We start from the raw sequence: 21,373 nt of genomic DNA on the forward strand, positions 1-21,373 counted from the left end.
TGAAAAACAGTATTTCATGAAGCTCGGGGCTGTCTAGGAAACCCGGGGCGATTCACTTTGCTTCTTGTGCCGACAGTGCCCCTCAGCGGATTGGGTGATCGTTTCCCGGTAAGGAATCGCTGGCGGATGGCTGTCAACCTCCAGCTTGTACTGCGACCTCATACGCTCCAGCACTCGCCCCAGATGTAGCTCTCCCTGCCCCCGGATCAGCATCTCATGGCTGATCGGATCGTTTTCCACGAAAAGCCCGGGATCCTCAATCGCCATGCGATGCAGTACTTCAGCCAGTTTCTGTTCATCGCCGCAACGCTTCACCCTCAGGGCCAACCCGTAAACCGCATGCGGAATGGGCAGCGGGCGAAAATGGATGACAGCATCCTCCAGCACATCGTGCAATACCGTGTCGAAGCTCAATTCATCTACCTTGGTAATTGCACAGATCTCGCCAGGCCCCGCTTCATCGATGGCAGTCAGCTGCCTGCCCTGCAGGGAATACAGATGCGCAACCCTGAATGGCTTGCGTGAATCCCCTGCAAAGAGCGTGCTGTCCGGCGTGATCCTCCCCTGCAATACGCGCAGACAGGCAATTCGCCCCAGATAGGCGTCGACCTCGACCTTGAATACGTGCGCCAATACGTGTGCCTCCCGAGCATGCGTCGGCGTGAATTGCTCCGCACGCATCTCGTTTCCTTCCGGCCACTTTTCGAACAAGGGAGCATTACCCTCCAGCGGGTTGGGGGCAAGACGCACGATGAAATCCAGCAGCGCAGTTAGACCGCCCCCTGTGCGCGCTGAGCAGAACAGCACGGGAACCAGATGCCCTTCACGCAAGGCCTGCTCGAATGCCTCATGCAGACTCTCCGGCTCGATTTCCTCACCATTGAGATACCGCGCGGTCAGCGCTTCATCCACCTCGACGATCTGCTCGACGATAGCCTGGTGCGCAGCCTCGATACTGGAGAAGTCCGTCGTCTCTCCACTCGTATTGAAAAAACAATCAATCACACGCATTCCACCGGCCGCCGGCAGATTGATAGGCAGACACTCCCGCCCGAACGATGTTTGCAGCGTTTCCAGCAACGCGGGTAGATCCAGATGCTCGGCATCGATGCGATTGACCACCACCGCACGGCACAACTTGCGCGTCTGCGCCCACAGCATCGCGCGTGAGGCACTGAGTTCGACACCATTCTGCGGGTTGATCACCGTGAACACAGTCTCCACGGCATCCAGCGCGGCCATAGCCTGTCCTGCGAAATCCGGATAGCCGGGCGTATCCAGCAGATGAACCTGTACGCCTTGCCGCAGCAGACCAGCCACGGCCAGCTTGGCCGTGTGCTGATGTTCCTTCTCCAAAGGGTCGTAATCGCAGACCGTCGTGCCTTTCTCCACGCAGCCTGCCTGTGGGACGCTGCCGGCCATCGCCAGCAACTGTTCGACAAGTGTCGTCTTGCCGGCTCCAGCGGAGCCCAACAGGGCGATCGAACGGATATCCTGTGTGCCGGGCATCGCTTGTCTCCTCTTGTATGAATATGACGATGACCCTACTTCGCAGCCCTCGGCGATTCAATCGGAGCGTTCCGCGTCCACTGTTTCCTGCCCGTGAGGGTCAGCCCAGCTTTTGCTGGAGCCAGAACAAGCAAGTGATGGTCTTCGCGTCAGTGATGCGCCCATCGAGCACGGCAGCCGCGGCGTCTTTCAGGCTCATCTCGAAAAGCTCCACGAATTCGCCGTCATCCAATTGCTGTTGTCCGGGTTTCATGTCGCGTGCAAGAAAAATCTCGATCCGCTCATCGGAGTAACCAATGCAGTTGTGCATGCAGCCCAGATGCTCCCAGACTCCGGCGGTGTAGCCGGTTTCCTCGAGCAGTTCGCGCCGTGCGCAATCCAACAGATCTTCTTCGGGATCGATCTTGCCTGCGGGTAGCTCGATGAAGACCTGTCCCACCGGATAGCGGAATTGCCGCTCGAACAACAACACACCGGGCCGCAGCTCCGGAATGATCACGCAGGCACCCGGGTGCCGAACAAACTCACGTGTGGCTTCCTTGCCGTCCGGCAGGCGTATGCGGTCACGCTGCACACGGATCCAGTTGCCACGAAAAACCTCACCGCCATCGATGCGGCGCTCGATCAGACCCTCATCCATTCCTGCTCCTTGAAAAACAAAGGGCCGGCAAATGCCGGCCCGGGTGAGTCAAAAATCTGTCAGGGTGCAAGCGAGGCTTGCACCACGACCACGCACAGTTGCAACAGGACACCCGGGAAAAGCCCCAGCAGCCCAAGCGCCAGCGCGTTCGCCGACAACAGTCCACCACTCAAGCGGCAGCCTGCGTTCACCGCAGGTGCATCGGCCGCCGGCGCATCGAAATACATCAGTTTGACCACACGCAGGTAGAAGAAAGCCCCGATCAACGACATCAGTACAGCCAGCACGGCCACATAGGTATAACCCGCCTGCCACACGGCCTGCAGTACGAAGAATTTGGCGAAGAACCCCACGAAGAACGGAATGCCCGCCATGGAAAACATAGCGATGGCCATCATCGCCGCCCACCAGGGACTGCGCTGGTTGAGGCCGCGAAAATCGTCGAGCTGCTCTGCCTCGTAGCCCTCACGGGTCATCAGAAGCAGGATGCCGAAGGCCGCCAGCGTGGTCAGCACATAGGTCAGCATGTAGAACAGCGATGCCGAATACGCATTGCGCGTGAGCTCGGGTAGAGACGACGCAAACCCCAGCAGCAGGAAACCCATATGCGAAATGCCGGAATAGGCGAGCATGCGCTTGAAGTTGGTCTGCGCGATGCCCGCAAGGTTGCCCAGCATGATTGAAGCAATGCCGGCCAACAGCAGCATCAGCTTCCAGTGTTCGATCAGCCCCCAAAGCCCCTGCGCCAAAAGCCGGCAGGCCATCACGAAGGCCGCGATCTTGGACGCCGATGCCAGGAACAGGGTGATCGAACTGGGCGCGCCTTCATATACATCAGGCACCCACATGTGGAAAGGCGCCACACCGAGCTTGAAGGCCACGCCGGCGACCACGAACACCAGCCCGAAGAGCAGCACGGTCTGGTTGACACCGGCAGCCTGATCCATCGCATGGATGAGGTCGAGCAGCACCAGCGTCTGCGTCGCGCCATAGATCATCGACATGCCATACAGCAGCAGACCCGACGCCAGCGCGCCGAGCACGAAGTATTTCATCGCCGCTTCGGTGGAGCGCAGTTCGTTGCGATTGATCGCCACCAGCGCGTAGGACGACAGCGACAACAGTTCGAGGCCGATGTAGATCGTCAGCAAACTGCCGGCGGACGCCAGCACCATCACGCCCAGGGTAGCGAACAGCACCAGCAGGTAGTACTCGCCGCTATCCAGCTTGCGCTCGCGCATGTAGCGGCGGCCATAGATCAGCCCCAGCGCCACGGCCATGCAGGCTGCGGCCTTGAGCAGCTCACCGAGCGCATCGGTCTGATAGAGTTGACTGAAGGTCCACGTCGACTCGGAACTGCCCACCCAGACCACGAGGATCTCACCGAGATTGCGCAACACCTCGAAACCTGAACCAGCAGATCGCAGTGCCTCGAACAAATCCGCCGGGCTGCGTCCCAGACAGAGCGAAAAAAACGCGCCGCTCCACAAAGCCAGCTGCGCCATCCAGAAGGCGGACCCTTCCGACTTGCGCTGCAGGGCGACGAACAGCAGGCCCAACAGGGCGAACACCGCCACTACGATCTCGGGGAGCGCGGGCAGGAAATTGGGGATCTGGAATTCCATCATGTGCCTGATTACCTGATCGTTGGTCCGCTCACAGCTTGCCGGCCGTCACATGGCTCAGCAGTCCCTCGACGCTGACGTGCATCACCTCCGCCACTGGCGCGGGATACAGGCCCATGGCCAGCACGCACGCGGCAAGTACGCCGAGCATCGCCAGCTCGCGCCGATCGAGATCGGACAAGGCTTGGATCGCCGGCTTCACCAGCGGCCCGAAGATCACGCGCTTGTACATCCACAGAGTGTAGGAAGCGCCGAGGATCAGCGTGGTCGCGGCGGCGAAGCCTACCCAGAAGTTGTGCTGCACGGCCCCCAGGATCACCCAGAATTCGCCGACGAATCCGCTGGTGCCCGGCAACCCCGCATTGGCCATGGCAAACAGCATGAACAGCGCAGCAAAGCGTGGCATCACGTGCACCACGCCACCGTAATCGGCGATCCTGCGGCTGTGCAGACGGTCATACAGCACGCCGATGCAAAGGAACATCGCGGCGGAAACGAAACCGTGCGAGATCATCTGCACGATCGCGCCTTCCATGCCCAGCGGATTGAAGATGAAGAAGCCCAGGGTTACGAAGCCCATGTGCGAAATCGACGAATAAGCCACCAGCTTCTTCATGTCGGCCTGCACGATGGCCACGAAACCGATGTAGACCACGGCCACCAGCGACAGCGCGATCAGGATCGGCGCCATCGCCTGCGCGGCATCCGGCGTCACCGGCAGCGAGAACCGCAGAAAGCCGTAGGCACCAAGCTTCAGCGCGATAGCCGCCAACACCACCGAACCGCCGGTGGGCGCCTCGACGTGGGCATCGGGCAGCCAGGTATGCACTGGCCACATCGGCACCTTCACCGCGAAGGAGGCGAACAGCGCCCAGAACACCCAGGTCTGGCTGCGCAGGTCCAGCGGCAACGCCTGCCATTCGGCCAGATCGAAGCTTCCAGAGCGCTGGAAAAAGAAGATGAAAGCCAGCAGCATCAGCAGCGAACCGGCCAACGTGTAAAGGAAGAACTTGATCGCCGCGTATACGCGGCGCTCGCCGCCCCAGATGCCGATGGCCAGATACAGCGGGATCAGCGAGGCTTCGAAGAAAACGTAGAACAGCACGCCGTCCTGCGCGGCGAAGATGCCGTTGATGAGGCCCGACATGATCAGGAAGGCCGCCAGGTATTGCGCCACGCGCACCTGTACCGACTTCCAGCAGGCCACCACCACGATCACCGTGATGAAGCTGTTGAGGATCACGAAGGGCATCGAGATGCCATCCACACCCAGCGAGTAATGCACGTTGAAATACGGAATCCAGGACTGGTGCTCGACGAACTGCATTGCGGCGGAAGCGGTGTCGAAACCGGTGTACAGCGGCACCGTCACGGCCAGCCCCAGCAGCGCGAACGCCAGACCAATCTGGCGGGCGAGTGGCGCATGACGCGGCGCGGAGGCGCACAGGGTCAGCAGGCCGCCGAGGATGGGCAGCCAGATCGCCAGGCTCAACAAGTAGGGAAAATTGTTCATCATTGTTTTCCGAATCGTCCGCTCAGGACAGCGCCCCCAGACGCAGAGCCGGCCACCACAGGGCAAGCAGGATCACCAGGCCGATGATCACCCAGAAGGCATACTGATACAGCAGCCCGGACTGCAACAGACGTGCCGCCTGTGCCACCCAGCCGACCACGCGCGCGCTGCCATTGACCAGCAAGCCGTCGATCAGCAACTGGTCGCCACCGCGCCACAGGCTGCGTCCGAGCCAGCGCGAGCCACCCGCCAGCACCACCTCGTTGAAACGGTCGAAGTAGTACTTGTTTTCCAGTAGCGTATAGAGCGGCTCGACCCTTGCACGGATACGGGCGGGAATCTGCGGGAAGCGCAGATACAGCGCCCAGGCGCTGACCACGCCAGCAGCGGCGAGCCAGAACGGCGCAGTCATCAGCCCATGCAGCGCCATGCCGAAGGCGCCATGGAACTCCTCGCGCAGGCCGGCCAGGCTGTCATGCGCGGGCAGTACAGCGATCACGTCATCGAACCAACTGGCAAACAACATCGGCTCGATGGTCACGAAACCGATCAGGACCGAGGGAATCGCCAGCAGTATCAGCGGTACGGTGACCACCCAAGGCGATTCATGCGGTTTCTGCCCCGGCGCCAGGCCGTGATGATGCCCGTCGGCAGCGTCTTCATGATGATCGTGAGGGGCATGGCCGAAGCGCTCCTCGCCATGGAACACCAGGAAGTACATGCGGAAGCTGTAGAAAGCGGTGATGAACACCCCGGCCAGCACGCAGAAGGCGGCATAGCCCGCGCCCGGGATCTGCGAGTGGCGCACCGCCTCGATGATCGCGTCCTTGGAATAGAAGCCGGAGAACAGCGGCAGGCCGATCAGCGCCAGCGAGCCGATCAGCGAGGTGAGCCAGGTGACCGGCATGTACTTGCGCAGCCCGCCCATGTTGCGCATGTCCTGATCGTGGTGCATGCCGATGATCACGGAGCCGGCGGCAAGGAACAGCAAGGCCTTGAAGAAGGCGTGCGTCATCAGGTGGAAGACTGCCGCCGAATAGGCCGACACGCCCAGCGCCACGGTCATGTAGCCGAGCTGGGAGAGCGTGGAATACGCCACCACGCGCTTGATGTCGTTCTGCACGATGCCCAGCAGGCCCATGAACAAGGCCGTGGTGGCACCGATCACCAGCACGAAGGAGAGTGCCGTGGGCGAAAGCTCGAACAGCGGCGAAATCCGCGCCACCATGAAGATGCCGGCGGTGACCATCGTCGCCGCGTGGATCAGCGCGGAGATCGGTGTCGGGCCTTCCATCGAGTCGGGCAGCCAGACGTGCAGCGGCACCTGCGCGGACTTGCCCATCGCGCCGATGAACAGGCAGATGCAGATCGCGGTCAGCAGCGGCCAGCCGGTGGCCGGCACCGTGAGGTCGAGCAGCTCCGGCGCCATAGCGAACACCTCGGCATAGTTCAAAGAGCCGGCGAAAGCCGCGACCAGACCGATGCCGAGCAGGAAACCAAAATCGCCCACGCGGTTGACCAGGAAGGCCTTGAGATTGGCGTAGATCGCGCTCGGACGCTCATACCAAAAGCCGATCAGCAGATAGGAGACGAGGCCCACGGCTTCCCAGCCGAAGAACAGCTGCAGGAAGTTGTTGCTCATCACCAGCATCAGCATCGAGAAGGTGAACAGCGAGATGTAACTGAAGAAACGCTGGTAGCCAGGATCGTCCTTCATGTAGCCGATGGTGTAGATGTGCACCATCAGCGAGACGAAGCTCACCACCAGCATCATGGTGACCGTGAGGCTGTCGATCAGGAAGCCGACCTCGAAGGCCAGGTCGCCCACACGCCCCCAAGTGTAAAGCGCGCCCTCGAACACATTACCGGCCGCCACATCCTGATAGATGAACAGCGAGGCGACAAAGGCGACGGCCACGCCGAGGATGGTCACCACGTGTGAGGCTGTGCGCCCGATCCGGCGACCGAACAGGCCGGCGAGGATGGCACCCGCCAGCGGCGCCAGCGGAACGAGCAGGTAGAGTTGTTGCATCGGAGTCATTGCACGCTCATCCCTTCAGACCGTCGAGATCGTCGACATGGATCGACTGGAGCTTGCGGAACAGCACCACCAGGATGGCCAGGCCGATCGCCGACTCGGCTGCCGCCACGGTGAGGATGAAGAACACGAAGATCTGCCCCGCCGCATCGCCGTGATAAGTGGAAAAGGCGACGAAGTTGATGTTTACCGCCAGCAGCATCAGCTCGATGGCCATCAGCAGCACGATCAGGTTCTTGCGGTTGAGGAAGATGCCCACCACGCCCAGCGAGAACAGGATCGCGCCCAGTGTGAGCACATGTGAGAGCGGCACCATCATGAGCGCACCTCCGCGCTGCCATCGGTCACGGGTTCCACCACGGGCTCCTTCTCCGCCGGAATCGAATGCATCACTAAACGATCGCGCGCCTTCACCGCCACCTGATCGGCCGGGTCCACGCGCTTGCTGCCGACACGCTTGTTGAATGTCAGCATCACCGCCGCGATCAGACCTACGGTGAGGATCAGTGCCGCCAGCTCGAAGGCGTAGGCGTACTCGGTATAGAGCAGATGCGCGAGCATCTTCACGTTACTGAAATCCGCTGCCGCAGGTTCGGGCGCCGGCACAGCGGCAAGGCCGAAGTAGCGGCCATTGAGCACCAACGCCATCTCGGCCACCATCACACCCGCCACCACCAGGCCTACCGGCAGATAGCGCCAGAAGCCGTCGCGCAGCCGCGCGGCATTGATGTCCACCATCATCACCACGAACAGGAACAGCACCATCACCACGCCGATGTAGATCAGCACGATGGAGATGGCGAGAAATTCAGCCTGCAGCAGCAACCAGATCATGCCGCTGCTGAAGAAGGCCAACACCAGGCTGAGCACGGCATGCACCGGGTTCTTCGCCGTGATCACGCCGAGTGCGGCCGCCACGGTGATTGCCGCGCAAAGGTAAAAGCACAGCGTGGGGAAGGAAAGCTCGGTCAGGTTCATTTTGTCTCCGGTCCCCCGTCTCAGCGATAGCGGGCATCGGCCGCTCGCGCGGCAGCGATGTCCTTCTCGTAACGGTCACCCACGGCCAGCAGCATCTGCTTGCTGTAGTAGAGGTCACCGCGCTTCTCGCCGTGATACTCGATGATCGAGGTCTCGACGATGGCGTCCACCGGACAGGCTTCCTCGCAGAAACCGCAGAAGATGCACTTGGTCAGGTCGATGTCGTAGCGCGTGGTGCGGCGCGTGCCATCGTCGCGCTGGGCGGACTCGATGGTGATCGCCAGTGCCGGGCAGACGGCTTCGCACAACTTGCAGGCGATGCAGCGCTCTTCGCCGTTGGGATAGCGACGTAGCGCATGCAGGCCCCGGAAGCGCGGGCTCTGCGGCGTCTTCTCTTCCGGGTAGCGGGTGGTGATCTTGCGCGCGAACATATGCCGGCCAGTCAGGGCCAGGCCCTTGACCAGTTCGACCAGCGCGATGCTGATGAAGAAATCCTTGACGGCACCCATGATTACTTCCAGATGGACAGCGGCGAGAAAAGCCAGACGCTGAGCAGCATGATCCAGGTCAGGCACAACGGGACGAACACCTTCCAGCCCAGACGCATGATCTGGTCATAGCGGAAACGCGGAAAGGTCGCACGCACCCAGAGGAAGGTGAACAACAGGAAAGCGGCCTTGCCGAGCAGCCACCAGATGCCGTCGGGCAGGAAGCCCACCGGCGAGAGCCAACCACCGAGGAAAAACAGTGCGGTGAGCGTGGAGATGAGGATCATGTTGGCGTATTCGGCCAGGAAGAAGAGCGAGAAGCTCATGCCTGAATACTCGATCATGTGCCCTGCCACGATTTCCGATTCGCCCTCCACCACGTCGAAGGGCGCGCGGTTGGTCTCGGCCACGCCGGAGATGAAATACACCAGGAACATCGGTAGCAGCGGCAGCCAGTTCCAGCTCAGGAACCCCAGCCCCTGCTCGGCGAACCAGCCCTGCCCCTGCGCTTGCACGATTTCGGTCAGATTCAGCGAACCGGAGATCATCAGCACGCACACCAGCGCGAAGCCCATGCCTAGTTCGTAGGAGATCATCTGCGCGCTGGCCCGCATCGCGCCAAGGAAGGCGTACTTGGAGTTGGAGGCCCAGCCGGCGATGATCACACCGTAGATTTCCACTGAGGTGATCGCCATCAGCAGCAGCACCCCGGCATTGATGTTGGAGAGCACCAGGCCGTCGTCGAAAGGCACCACGGCCCAGGCCACCAGCGCGGGCGCCAGCGCCATCACCGGACCGAGGAAATACAGCTGCGTGCTGGCCTTGGTCGGCGAGATGACCTCCTTGAACAGCAGCTTCACGCCGTCGGCCACCGGTTGCAGCAGGCCCAGCGGACCGACGCGGTTCGGACCGATGCGCAGCTGGATCCAGCCGATCACCTTGCGCTCGGCCAGCGTGGTGTAAGCCACCGCACCCATCAGCGGCGCGACGATGATCATGATCTTCACCAGCGTCCAGATCAGGACCCAGAACGGACCGAAGAAGGCTTCGAAGGGTTGCAGGATCTGATCCATCAGGCACGCTCCACGCTCAGTTCAGCGGACATCGGCCCCAGCGCCAGGCTGGCCGGATGGGCCGCGGCAACGCGTACACAGCCGACGGGCACTCCAACGTCAACACGGGCAACCAGTTTCACCTCACCGCTGCCACGCAAGCGCACGACCTCGCCATCCGCGACGCCCAGGCCTGTCAAGGTTTCAGGATGGATGCGCGCCTGCGGTACGGCGGCATCCTGCGTCTTCTGCAGGGCCGGGGCGCGACGCGCCAGCGGATCAGCAAAATGGATGGGAACCTCGGCGATGCGCTGCAAGCCCTGTGCCGGCGCATCCAGGCGCGCCTGCACGCCATCCAGGCCGTTATCCAGGCACGTGGCAAGATCGCCCTCACCCAGCGCTTCGGCACGCACGGCCTCAGACGACTCTTGCTCGAAGCCTGGCAAACCGAGCAGATTGCCCAGCACACGCAGCAGCTTCCAGCCCGGACGCGCATCGCCCAACGGCGGCACCACGGCACTGAAAGATTGCAACCGGCCCTCGGCATTGACGAAGCTGCCCGAAGTTTCGGTGAAAGGTGCGATCGGCAGCAACACGTCGGCGTACTCGGCGGCACTGCCGACGAAACTACCCAGGTGGATCACGCTCGCGGCCTGCATCAGCGCAGCACGGGCAGCGACGCCGTCAGCGCAGTCGAATTCGGGCTCTACGCCCAGCAAAACATAGGCCTTGCGCGGCTCGCGCAGCATGGCGGCGGCGTTGCGCCCGCCTTTGCTCGGCTGCGCGCCGGCCAACGCGGCGCCGACCGTGTTGGCTGCCTCACCGAGAAAACCGAAGCTCGCACCGGCCAGCCGCGCGATCTCGGCAGCCAGCACCTGCAGGGAGCTGGCATTCGGATGCTGCACGGCCAGATTGCCCAGCAGCACCGCACGGCGTTCGCCATTCAACAATGCAGCGGCAACACCGCGTGCGGCTTCATCCACAGTGATGCCTGCCACGGCGGCTTGACAGGATGCGGCGACCGCCTGCCCGGTCTGCTCGGCCAGCGCCGCGAGCACGGCAGCCAGCGACGCGGCGAGACGATCGGGCGCTGCGATCACCTCGGCGCTCAGTGGAATCAGCCAGTCATCGGCCACGGCATTCACACGGCAGATCTTCGCGCCAGCGCGCTGCGCCTGGCGCAGGCGCTGGGCCATCAGCGGATGATCCTTGCGCAGGAAACTACCGACCACCAGCGCGGCATCCAGCGTGCTCAGCGCGGCCAGCGGCAGCCCCAGCCAGGGCGTGCCCGTGCGCCGACCATCGGCGGAGAAATCGTTCTGGCGCAGGCGGCTGTCGATGTTCTCGCTCCTCAGGCCACGTACCAGTTTCTGCGCGAGATGGAGTTCTTCCAGCGTGCTGTGCGGCGACAGCAACGCGCCGATGGCATCCGCGCCATATTCCTTGCGGATGTCGCCCAGCGTGCGTACCACGTAGTCCAGCGCGGTCTGCCAGTCGACCTCATGCCATTCACCGTCGTGCTTGATCTGCGGTCGAGTCAGGCGGTCGGCGGCATACAGACCTTCGTAGGAGAAGCGATCCTTATCGGACAACCAGCATTCGTTGATCGCCTCGTTTTCCAGAGGCAGCACGCGCATCACGCGGTCGTGCTTGACCTGCACCTGCAGGTTCGCGCCCAGCGAATCGTGCGGGCTTACGCTGGGCCGACGCACCAGCTCCCAGGTGCGTGCGCCGAAACGGAAGGGTTTGGAGGTCAGCGCGCCGACCGGGCACAGATCGATGGCGTTGCCGGAGAGCTCGGAATCCACCGAGCGATCGACGAAGGCCATCACCTCGGCGTGCTCGCCGCGATGGGCGATACCTAACTCCATCACACCGGCGATCTCCTGACCGAAGCGCACGCAGCGCGAGCAGTGGATGCAGCGCGTCATGTCAGTGTTGATCAGCGGGCCGAGCTTCTTGTTGAACACCACGCGCTTCTCTTCGCGGTAACGCGATTCACCGCCACCGTAGCCGACGGCGATATCCTGCAGCTGGCATTCGCCGCCCTGGTCGCAGATCGGGCAGTCCAGCGGATGGTTGATGAGCAGGAACTCCATCACTGCACGCTGCGCCTTGACTGCCTTCTCGGAGCCCGTGTGCACCTTCATGTCCGCGGCTACGGGCGTGGCGCAGGCCGGCACGGCCTTGGGCATCTTCTCCACCTCCACCAGGCACATGCGACAGTTGGCGGCGATGGAAAGCTTCTTGTGATAACAGAAGTGCGGGATGTGCTTGCCGATCCGCTGCGCGGCCTGCATCACGGTGCTGCCCGGAGCCACTTCCACCTTCTGCCCGTCGATTTCGATCTCTAGCATGCTCAATCCTGGCGCACGTAAATCCGGCTGCCTTCCCGCTGTAATTCCACGGGTACGAGGCAACGCTTGTGTTCGATGTGGTAGGCGAATTCGTCGCGGTAATGCTTGAGGAAACCACGCACCGGCATGGCCGCCGCATCCCCCAGCGCGCAGATGGTGCGGCCCATGATGTTCTCAGCGACGTTGTCGAGCAGGTCGAGATCCTCGGCGCGGCCTTCGCCGTGCTCCAGGCGGCGCATCATGCGATACAGCCAGCCGGTGCCCTCGCGGCAGGGCGTGCATTGGCCGCAGGATTCCTCGAAATAGAAGTAGGACAGCCGCTCCAGCGCCTTGACCATGCAGGTGGTTTCGTCCATCACGATCACGGCGCCCGACCCCAGCATGGAGCCGGCCTTCGCGATGGCGTCGTAGTCCATGGTGAGCTCCATCATGAGTTCGCCCGACAGCACCGGCGCCGAGGAACCACCGGGAATCACCGCCTTGAGCCTGCGGCCGCCACGCATGCCACCGGCCATCTCCAGCAGTTCGGCGAACGGCGTGCCCAACTGCACCTCGTAGTTGCCCGGACGATTGACGTGACCGGAGACCGAGAAGATCTTGGTGCCGCCGTTGTTGGGTTTGCCCAGATTGAGAAAGGTTTCGCCACCCATGCGCAGGATGAAGGGCACGGAAGCGAAGGTCTCGGTGTTGTTGATGGTGGTCGGCTTGCCGTACAGACCGAAGCTCGCTGGAAACGGCGGCTTGAAGCGGGGCTGCCCCTTCTTGCCTTCGAGCGACTCTAGCAGACCGGTTTCCTCGCCACAGACGTAGGCGCCATAACCGTGATGGGCGAAGAGTTCGAAGCTGAAGTCGGAGCCAAGGATGTTCCGGCCCAGCAGGCCGGCCGCGCGAGCCTCGTCCAGCGCGGCCTCGAAGCGCTCGTAGACCTCGAAGATCTCGCCATGGATGTAGTTGTAGCCGGCCACGCAGCCCATGGTGTAGCCAGCGATGATCATGCCTTCGATCACCGCGTGCGGGTTGTAGCGCAGGATGTCGCGGTCCTTGAAGGTGCCGGGCTCGCCCTCGTCGGAATTGCAGACGACATACTTCGGGCCGGTGTAGGCCTTGGGCATAAAGCTCCACTTGAGCCCGGTGGGAAAGCCCGCGCCACCACGCCCGCGCAGATTGGCCGTCTTGAGCGTGGCGATGATGTCGTCCGGCGCGATCTTCTCGGCCACGATCTTCTTCAGCGCCTCGTAACCGCGACGCTGGGCGTAATCGGCCAATCGCCAGCTGCGGTCGCCGTCCAGATCGGCGAGGATCAGCTTGTGCTCGCTCATTTGGAGAGTTCCTCGATCAGACCGTCGATTTCTTCGCGCGTCATACGGCAGCACATCTTGTGGTTGTTGTGCAGAAGCACCGGCGCATCGCCGCAGGCGCCCATGCATTCGCCCTCCTTGAGGGTAAACCTGCCGTCCGGTGTGGTTTCGTTGAAATCGATGCCGAGCTTTGTCTTGAGGTATTCCGCCGCTTCCGAGCCCCCCGACAGCGCGCAAGGCAGGTTGGTACAAACGGTGATCTTGTGCGCGCCGACCGGCTGCAGGTCGTACATGTTGTAGAAGCTGGCGACCTCGTAGGCGGCCATTGTCGGCATGCCAAGATACTTTGCGACGAATTCGATGGTCTCTGGCGCCAGCCAGCGTTTCTCAGCCTGGGCGATGCGCAGCGCCGCCATCACCGCCGATTGCTTCTGGTCGGCGGGATACTTGGCCACTTCACGATCTATCAACAGCAGGGATTGCGGACTCAGCATTTTCTTCTCTCGGTCAAAACCGCACGCTTACCGGGGGGCGCCGTGCGGACGACACTTCCGTATCATGGCTTCAGCGATCGATCTCGCCGAACACCACATCCATGGTTCCGATGATGGCGACCACGTCAGCAATCAGGTGGCCCCGCGCCATCTCATCCATCGCGGCCAGATGGGCAAAGCCCGGCGGGCGCAGCTTCAGACGCCAGGGCTTGTTTGCTCCGTCCGAAATGGCATAGACGCCGAATTCTCCCTTGGGGTGCTCCACTGCGGCGTAGACCTCGCCTTCGGGCACATGCATGCCTTCGGTGAAGAGCTTGAAATGGTGGATCAGCTCTTCCATGTTGCCCTTCATCTTCTCGCGCGAAGGCGGGGCAACCTTGTGACTCTCGGTGATCACCGGACCGGCGCCCTTGGCAAAATCGGCACGCAGCCAGTCGATGCACTGGCGGATGATGCGGTTGCTCTCGCGCATCTCGGCGATGCGCACGAGATAGCGGTCGTAGCAGTCGCCGTTGCGACCCACGGGGATGTCGAAATCTACCCGATCATAGACTTCATAGGGCTGTTTCTTGCGCAGATCCCAGACGATGCCAGAGCCGCGCAGCATCGGCCCCGAAAAGCCCAGCGCCTGGGCCCGCTCGGGAGTCACCACACCGACGCCCACAGTGCGCTGCTTCCAGATGCGGTTGTCAGTAAGCAGGGTTTCGTACTCATCCACGCAGGCCGGGAAGCGAGCCGTGAAGTCTTCCAGAAAATCGAGCAGCGAACCTTCGCGTGCGGCATTCAGCCTGCCGACAGCAGCGGCGTCCTTGAACTTGTTGGCCTGGTACTTCGGCATTTGCTCGGGCAGATCGCGGTAGACGCCGCCCGGCCGATAATAGGCCGCATGCATGCGCGCGCCCGACACCGCCTCGTAGGCGTCCATCAGGTCTTCGCGCTCGCGGAAGGTGTAGAGCACCATGGTCATCGCACCAATGTCCAGACCATGCGTGCCGATGTTGAGCAGGTGGTTCAGGATGCGTGTGATCTCGTCGAACATCACGCGAATGTACTGCGCGCGCAACGGTACTTCGATTCCGAGCAGCCGCTCGATCGCCATGCAGTAGGCGTGCTCGTTGCTCATCATCGAGACGTAGTCCAGGCGATCCATGTAAGGCACGGACTGGATCCAGGTACGCGTTTCGGCAAGCTTCTCGGTACCTCGGTGCAACAAGCCGATATGTGGATCGGCGCGCACCACTTCCTCGCCTGAAAGTTCGAGGATCAGGCGCAACACACCGTGCGCCGAGGGGTGCTGCGGACCAAAGTTGATGGTGTAGTTCTGCAGCTCAGCCACGGCCGCCTCCGTAGCTCTCCTCGCGCACGATGCGCGGGGTGTTCTCCCGCGGCGCGATGGTGACGGGCTGATAGATCACCCGCCCCTGTTCTTCGTCGTAGATCATTTCCATGAAGCCCGAGACCGGGAAGTCCTTGCGGAACGGATGACCGATGAAGCCATAATCGGTGAGGATGCGGCGCAGATCCGGATGCCCCTCGAAGAGGATACCGAAGAGATCGAAGGCCTCGCGCTCGAACCAGTTCGCCGAGGGCCAGACACCGCACAGGGAAGGCAGCACCGGCAGGGAATCATCGGGCGCGAAGACGCGCAGCCTCAAGCGCCAGTTATGCCTGATCGACAACAGATGCGACACGCTGGCATAGCGTGCCGGCCAGGTCCGGCTGCCGCCATAGCCCGCGTAATCCACGCCGCACAGATCCAGGAGCTCGGAAAACGCGAGCGCCTCGTCGTCCCGCAGCAGTGCGGCCACTTCCAGCAATGCTGAAGCCGGCAGGGTCAGCGTGAGCTCGCCCAGATCCTCGACTAGGGTATCGGCATGGGCGCCGAGCTGTTCGCGCAGGGCGGCGGCAAGTTGGTCGAGGCGGCGCATCAGGCAGCCTCCCCGCGCGCGATGGTGCTGGTGCGGCGGATCTTGTTCTGCAGTTGCATGATGCCGTAGATGAGCGCCTCGGGCGTGGGCGGACAGCCCGGCACATAGACGTCCACCGGCACGATGCGGTCACAGCCGCGCACCACGGAGTAGGAATAATGGTAGTAGCCGCCGCCGTTGGCACAGGAACCCATGGAGATGACCCATCGCGGTTCGGCCATCTGGTCGTACACGCGACGCAGTGCGGGCGCCATTTTGTTGCACAGCGTGCCGGCCACGATCATGAGATCCGACTGACGCGGACTTGGCCGGAACATCACGCCGAAGCGGTCCAGGTCATAGCGAGAACAGCCAGCGTGGATCATCTCGATCGCACAGCAGGCCAGACCAAAGGTCACAGGCCACAGCGAGCCGGTACGCGTCCAGTTGATGACGCTGTCTAGCGATGTAGTGACGAAGCCTTCGCGGAATACACCTTCGATGCTCACAGAGCGCCCCTCTCAGTCATGCGGGCGCCTAGTCAAAAGGAGGAATGAAAGGGACGGATCAGTCCCAGTCGAGCGCGCCTTTCTTCCAGACGTACAAAAATCCGATTTCGAGAATCCCGAGAAACACGAACATTCCAGAGAACCCGAACAGACGAACCGCGTCGTCGCTCGCCAATTCCTTTGCAACAGCGGCCCAAGGCAACAGGAATGCCACCTCAAGGTCGAACAGAATGAAAAGAATTGCGATCAGATAGTAGCGTACGTCGAAGCGCATCCGCGCTTCTTCGAAGGCATCAAATCCACACTCGTAGGGAGAGAGCTTTTGTGGGTCTGGTCTGTTGGGTGCCAGCAGACGGCCCATGACCATCGGCGCGGAACCGATGGCGAGGCCGACGATGATGAACAGCAGGACAGGAAAATAGTTATTCAGCATTACTGCTTATTCCTCTCTGTACTCTGTACTTGCACTGCCCATCGAAAAACGCCCGCTGGGTAGGCGGGCAAATCTTCAATGTTTTTCGAATTATGGTGCCGACGATGAGACTCGAACTCATACGGCTTGCGCCACCACCCCCTCAAGATGGCGTGTCTACCAATTTCACCACGTCGGCACGGCTTTACCACTTGCGGGAGATGCAGATCTGACTCTACATCAACCCCGTCACTACAGCAAACTTACTTGGGAATCTCTTGAGACGCGGCAGGCGCGGAAGCCTCGATTGTCACCGGCGCCTGGGTGGGCGCCACGGATTCCATCAGATCACTGGGACCACGCCAATCAAAACCACTGGCGAAATAACTCAGCGCCAGACTGGTGATGAAAAAAATGGTAGCCAGAACAGCGGTCGAGCGACTGAGGAAGTTCGCCGAACCGGTTGCGCCAAACAGACTGCCGGACGCCCCACTACCGAAGGCAGCACCCATGTCAGCCCCCTTGCCGTGCTGAAGCAGCACGAAGCCAATGACGGCACACCCGACAAGGATATGCAGCACAAGCAAAAGACTCAACCAGAAACTACCCATGATCGGAGCACGTTTCGCTGTTTGGAAAGACGATAATTATAGAAACACCCATCGAACAGGTCAACAAGGTTTTCGTGCCCCTGTCTGCCATCCGGAATTCAGCCGAACCGGCCGGTGATGTAATCCTCGGTTTGCTTCTTTTGCGGCTTGATGAACATCTGGTCTGTCACGCCGAATTCCACCATCTCACCCAGATACATGTAAGCGGTGAAATCCGAGACGCGGGCAGCTTGCTGCATGTTATGCGTAACGATGAGGATCGTGACCTTATTCTTCAGTTCGGTCACCAGTTCCTCGATGCTGGCCGTGGCGATCGGGTCCAGTGCGGAGGTCGGCTCGTCAAACAGGATGATCTCGGGGTCTGTCGCCAGTGCGCGGGCAATACATAGCCGCTGCTGCTGACCACCCGAGAGGTTGGCCCCGAGACTGTTTAGGCGATCCTTGACCTCGTCCCACAACGCCGCACCGCGCAGTGCACTTTCGACCTTCTCATCGAGCACGGCACGGCTGTTCTCACCACGGATACGCAGCCCATAGGCAACGTTCTCATAGATCGACTTGGGAAAGGGGTTGGGCTTCTGGAACACCATCGAGATGCGCATGCGCACTTCGATCGGATCCACCTGCGGATCCAGCAGATTGGTATTGTCGGGCTGCAGTAGGATCTCGCCCTCATAGCGGTTGCCGGGGTAGAGGTCATGCATGCGGTTGAAGGAGCGCAGCAGTGTCGACTTGCCACACCCGGAAGGACCGATCAGCGCAGTGACCTTGCGCTCATGGATGGGCATGTTGATATTCTTCAACGCATGGAAGGCACCGTAGTGGAAGTTGAAGTTCTTCACCTCGGCCTTGATGCTGGCAGGCTCGCTCTTGGCAACGTTGTTCGCAATCATGTCGATCGTCTCAGGATGGATTCGTGTGGGAGAGAGGCCTACCACTTGATGTTCTTGCGCAGCCGGTAGCGCAGCCAGATCGCCAGGGCATTCATGCCCACCGTCATGGCTACGAGGACCAGCCCCGCCGCCGCATTGGCATGGAATGCCGCATCCGGGCGCGCAGTCCAGTTGAACATCTGGATCGGCAGCACGGTGAAGGCCTCGCGAGCCCAGTCGAAAAGCCCAGCCGCAGGCTCACCCGTGAAAGGCACCGGCGGCAGGTAGGCGATGAAGGTCACAGCCCCCACCACGATCAAGGGCGCCGTCTCACCGATGGCGCGCGCCATGCCGATGATCACCCCGGTCAGGATGCCGGCGCTCGAATACGGCACGATGTGGTCGCGCACGGTCTGCCAGGTGGTCGCACCACAGGCATACGAAGCTTCACGAATCATCTGCGGAATGGCACGGATGGCTTCGCGCGTGACCACGATCACCACGGGCAGGATCAGCAGCGCCAGGGTCAGGCCCGCAGTCAGGATGCTACGCCCCAACCCGAAGGTGTAGACGAACATCCCCAGCCCGAGCAGGCCATACACGATGGATGGAACACCTGCGAGATTGGAAACGTTGATCTCGATGATGTCGGTCAGCCAGTTCTTCGGTGCGTACTCTTCCAGGTAGACGCCTGCCGCCACACCTAGCGGGATGGCAAAGGAAGCCGTCACCAGCATCACCAGCACGGAACCCACCCAGGCAGCCAGAATGCCGGCCTGCCCGGCCCTGCGCGACGGGAAACTGCTCAGGAAGTCCAGACTGAGGCGCTCAGCCCCACTGCTCCACATGTCGACAAAAAGCGCCACCAGGGTCAGCACACCAACCATCAGACAACAAATGCCGAGTACGCCAAAGAACAAATCCCAGCGTTTATGGCGCGTGATGATGGCTCGAATGGCCAGCAGATCGGGTTCTTGCATGTCAGTAAACCTCGCGATACTTCTTGCGCATCCAGTGACCGAAGATGTTCAGCGCCAGGGTCAGCGCAAACAGTGTCAGCCCGGCAGCGAAGATGGTCTGGTAGCCAATGGAGTCGTGCGGCAAGTCACCCTGCGACACGCCAGCGATATAGGAGGCCAGCGTCATCGCCGATTCGGCGGGATTGAAAGTCAGGTTGGGCTGGCTACCGGAGGCCACGGTGACGATCATGGTTTCACCCACAGCCCGCGAGATCGCCAGTACGTAAGCCGAGGCAACCCCGGAAAAGGCCGCCGGAAACACTACGCGCAGGGCAGTCTGCAGGCGGGTGCCACCCATCGCATACGATCCCTCGCGCAAGGCCATGGGCACGGCGCGCATCGCGTCCTCAGCCAGTGAGCTGACGTAGGGGACGATCATCACGCCCATCACCAGACCGGCGGAGAGGATGTTGAAGCCCGGCAGGTCCGGGTAGATCTTCTGCAACAGAGGTGTCACCGTGATCAATGCGAAATAGCCAAAAACGATGGTCGGGATGCCACCCAGCAGCTCCAGCACGGGCTTGGCAGCTTCGCGCACGCGAAACGACGCGAACTCGGAAAGATAGATCGCCACCACCGTCCCCAGCGGCAAAGCCACCGCCAGCGCCACGGCAGAGCTGGTCAGCGTGCCGGAGATCAGTACCAGGATGCCGTAGTGGGCGTCCGCGAACAGCGGCGTCCATTGCGTATCGGTGAAGAAATCGACCAGTGAGACATGCTGGAAGAACTGCAACGACTCGGAGATCAGGATGTAGACGATCCCCAGCGTCACCACCACCGAAACGAACGCAGCAAGAAAGAGCAGCGTTTCCACGCCGAATTCGCGCAGATTGCGTACCCGGCTGCGTTTCAACCGATCACTAACCACACTCATGAGACTCTCACTCTCCGCAACGGACGGCCGCGCTCAGCGGGCCCGCACACAAGAAACATCCGGAAATGGCGCGGGACATCATTCCTTCACTTCGCGCTTGAGCAATTCGGCAACCTTCACGCCGATTTCGCTATGGCCCTCGAAGGCCGTTCCCGTACGTAGCCTGCCGAAATTCTCCAGTACCTGCGCGTAGTCGACATCTCGCAGCGGTACGTACTTCACCTCGCGGGCGAACGCCCCGGCATGCTTCAGATAAAACTCGACAAAATCCCTGACTTCCGGCCGCTTTCCAGCCGCCTCGGCATTCACGTAGATGAAGATCGGGCGTGACATCGGGACATAGCTGCCATCCATCACGCTCTGTTCGGAAGGCAATACCGCCGGCTTGCCCACCGCCGGGGAGATCGCCAGTGCCTTGAGCTTGTCGGTGTTCTCTGCGTAGTAGGCATAGCCCAGATAGCCCAGGCCGCTGTTGTCGCGCGAAACCCCCTGCACCACCACGTTGTCGTCTTCGGACGCGGTGTAATCGCCACGCGAAGCCTTGACCCGGCCCACGGCAGCCTCGGTGAAGTATTCGAAAGTCCCGGAATCCGTGCCCGGACCGTAGAGCTTCAGCGCGCGATCAGGAAAGGCGGGATTGACCTGCCTCCAGTTGAAGATTTTCGCCTGGGCTGCAGGCTCCCAGATCTTCTTCAGATCTTCGATGGAGATGCTCTCGAGCGGATTGCGCTTGCTGACCACAATGGTCACCGCATCAAAGGCAATGGGCAGTTCGATGAACCGGATGCCGGCAGCCCGGCAGGCGGCCATCTCTCCGGTGGAGATCGGACGGGAAGCCCCCGTGACATCGACACGCAAGGAAGCATCGGCCATGCAGAACTTCTTGAAGCCACCCCCCGTACCCGACATCCCCACGGTCACGCGCAAGCGCTTTTCACGACGTGCAATCTGGAAATCTTCCGCCGCGGCCTCGGAGATCGGGAACACGGTTGACGAACCATCCACCCGGACCACGCTTTGCGCACGGACGCCTGCCGAAGCCAGCCCCATCGCGCATACGCAAAGCAGAAAGGCCATCCTGGGAAAAATCATCAGATACGCTCCTGGCGCATAACAAAAAACACGACACTCACAAGCTTGGCGACGACATTGCCCCAGAGAAGACATTTCTACCTGC

At 61.5% G+C, this 21,373-nt stretch carries 21 protein-coding genes and 1 tRNA gene; all 22 read right to left on the reverse strand.

The window, feature by feature from the left end:
* Positions 1-33 precede the first annotated feature (33 nt).
* Positions 34-1,509: a GTP-binding protein gene (locus BGI27_RS13305; protein WP_095525348.1), complete on the reverse strand. Its 1,476-nt coding sequence runs from the start codon at positions 1,507-1,509 to the stop codon at positions 34-36.
* Between the two features lie 100 nt (positions 1,510-1,609).
* The gene (locus tag BGI27_RS13310; protein WP_095525349.1) at positions 1,610-2,149 is read right to left on the reverse strand and encodes an NUDIX domain-containing protein; all 540 of its coding nucleotides are present in this window, start codon (positions 2,147-2,149) and stop codon (positions 1,610-1,612) included.
* Positions 2,150-2,208: 59 nt separating this feature from the next.
* Positions 2,209-3,774: an NADH-quinone oxidoreductase subunit NuoN gene (nuoN, locus tag BGI27_RS13315; protein ID WP_095525350.1), complete on the reverse strand. Its 1,566-nt coding sequence runs from the start codon at positions 3,772-3,774 to the stop codon at positions 2,209-2,211.
* A gap of 31 nt (positions 3,775-3,805) precedes the next feature.
* A complete protein-coding gene (locus BGI27_RS13320; RefSeq protein WP_095525351.1) occupies positions 3,806-5,287 on the reverse strand; it encodes an NADH-quinone oxidoreductase subunit M in 1,482 nt (493 codons plus the stop codon).
* A 22-nt stretch (positions 5,288-5,309) separates the two neighbouring features.
* Positions 5,310-7,328: an NADH-quinone oxidoreductase subunit L gene (gene nuoL / locus BGI27_RS13325; RefSeq protein ID WP_095525352.1), complete on the reverse strand. Its 2,019-nt coding sequence runs from the start codon at positions 7,326-7,328 to the stop codon at positions 5,310-5,312.
* 7 nt (positions 7,329-7,335) lie between these two features.
* Positions 7,336-7,641, reverse strand: a complete 306-nt coding sequence (nuoK, locus tag BGI27_RS13330; RefSeq protein ID WP_095525372.1) for an NADH-quinone oxidoreductase subunit NuoK — start codon at positions 7,639-7,641, stop codon at positions 7,336-7,338.
* On the reverse strand, positions 7,641-8,303 hold the full coding sequence (locus tag BGI27_RS13335) for an NADH-quinone oxidoreductase subunit J (RefSeq protein WP_095525353.1): 663 nt from the start codon (positions 8,301-8,303) through the stop codon (positions 7,641-7,643). Before BGI27_RS13335 ends, nuoK begins: the two co-directional genes overlap by 1 nt.
* Positions 8,304-8,323: 20 nt before the next feature.
* Positions 8,324-8,812, reverse strand: coding sequence for an NADH-quinone oxidoreductase subunit NuoI (gene nuoI / locus BGI27_RS13340; protein WP_095525354.1), 489 nt, complete (start codon positions 8,810-8,812; stop codon positions 8,324-8,326).
* Between the two features lie 2 nt (positions 8,813-8,814).
* The gene (gene nuoH, locus BGI27_RS13345) at positions 8,815-9,864 is read right to left on the reverse strand and encodes an NADH-quinone oxidoreductase subunit NuoH (protein WP_095525355.1); all 1,050 of its coding nucleotides are present in this window, start codon (positions 9,862-9,864) and stop codon (positions 8,815-8,817) included.
* Positions 9,864-12,200, reverse strand: a complete 2,337-nt coding sequence (nuoG, locus tag BGI27_RS13350) for an NADH-quinone oxidoreductase subunit NuoG (protein ID WP_095525356.1) — start codon at positions 12,198-12,200, stop codon at positions 9,864-9,866. Before nuoG ends, nuoH begins: the two co-directional genes overlap by 1 nt.
* Before the next feature lie 2 nt (positions 12,201-12,202).
* Positions 12,203-13,519 carry an NADH-quinone oxidoreductase subunit NuoF gene (nuoF, locus tag BGI27_RS13355; protein ID WP_170943042.1) on the reverse strand — a complete coding sequence of 439 codons (1,317 nt, stop codon included), beginning with the start codon at positions 13,517-13,519 and terminating at the stop codon, positions 12,203-12,205.
* Complete coding sequence (nuoE, locus tag BGI27_RS13360; RefSeq protein ID WP_095525357.1) at positions 13,516-13,992, reverse strand: NADH-quinone oxidoreductase subunit NuoE; 477 nt, start codon at positions 13,990-13,992, stop codon at positions 13,516-13,518. The genes nuoF and nuoE overlap by 4 nt, the downstream gene beginning before the upstream one ends.
* A 70-nt stretch (positions 13,993-14,062) precedes the next feature.
* A complete protein-coding gene (locus tag BGI27_RS13365; protein ID WP_095525358.1) occupies positions 14,063-15,328 on the reverse strand; it encodes an NADH-quinone oxidoreductase subunit D in 1,266 nt (421 codons plus the stop codon).
* Complete coding sequence (locus BGI27_RS13370) at positions 15,321-15,923, reverse strand: NADH-quinone oxidoreductase subunit C (RefSeq protein WP_223871802.1); 603 nt, start codon at positions 15,921-15,923, stop codon at positions 15,321-15,323. The genes BGI27_RS13365 and BGI27_RS13370 overlap by 8 nt, the downstream gene beginning before the upstream one ends.
* Positions 15,920-16,408 carry a NuoB/complex I 20 kDa subunit family protein gene (locus BGI27_RS13375; RefSeq protein ID WP_095525360.1) on the reverse strand — a complete coding sequence of 163 codons (489 nt, stop codon included), beginning with the start codon at positions 16,406-16,408 and terminating at the stop codon, positions 15,920-15,922. The genes BGI27_RS13370 and BGI27_RS13375 overlap by 4 nt, the downstream gene beginning before the upstream one ends.
* A gap of 58 nt (positions 16,409-16,466) precedes the next feature.
* Complete coding sequence (locus tag BGI27_RS13380) at positions 16,467-16,841, reverse strand: NADH-quinone oxidoreductase subunit A (RefSeq protein WP_095525361.1); 375 nt, start codon at positions 16,839-16,841, stop codon at positions 16,467-16,469.
* 93 nt (positions 16,842-16,934) lie between these two features.
* Positions 16,935-17,019: transfer RNA gene (locus BGI27_RS13385), tRNA-Leu, on the reverse strand.
* Between the two features lie 64 nt (positions 17,020-17,083).
* Positions 17,084-17,431, reverse strand: a complete 348-nt coding sequence (gene secG, locus BGI27_RS13390; RefSeq protein WP_095525362.1) for a preprotein translocase subunit SecG — start codon at positions 17,429-17,431, stop codon at positions 17,084-17,086.
* A 98-nt stretch (positions 17,432-17,529) separates the two neighbouring features.
* Positions 17,530-18,324, reverse strand: coding sequence for a phosphate ABC transporter ATP-binding protein PstB (gene pstB, locus BGI27_RS13395; protein ID WP_095525363.1), 795 nt, complete (start codon positions 18,322-18,324; stop codon positions 17,530-17,532).
* 38 nt (positions 18,325-18,362) lie between these two features.
* Positions 18,363-19,283: a phosphate ABC transporter permease PstA gene (pstA, locus tag BGI27_RS13400; protein WP_095525364.1), complete on the reverse strand. Its 921-nt coding sequence runs from the start codon at positions 19,281-19,283 to the stop codon at positions 18,363-18,365.
* Position 19,284: 1 nt separating this feature from the next.
* The gene (gene pstC, locus BGI27_RS13405; protein ID WP_095525365.1) at positions 19,285-20,196 is read right to left on the reverse strand and encodes a phosphate ABC transporter permease subunit PstC; all 912 of its coding nucleotides are present in this window, start codon (positions 20,194-20,196) and stop codon (positions 19,285-19,287) included.
* A 78-nt stretch (positions 20,197-20,274) separates the two neighbouring features.
* Positions 20,275-21,288 (reverse strand): PstS family phosphate ABC transporter substrate-binding protein, encoded by a 1,014-nt coding sequence (locus BGI27_RS13410; RefSeq protein ID WP_095525366.1) that lies wholly within the window; start codon positions 21,286-21,288, stop codon positions 20,275-20,277.
* Positions 21,289-21,373: the final 85 nt, after the last annotated feature.

This window comes from Candidatus Dactylopiibacterium carminicum (genome assembly GCF_014736495.1).
Lineage (GTDB): Bacteria > Pseudomonadota > Gammaproteobacteria > Burkholderiales > Rhodocyclaceae > Uliginosibacterium > Uliginosibacterium carminicum.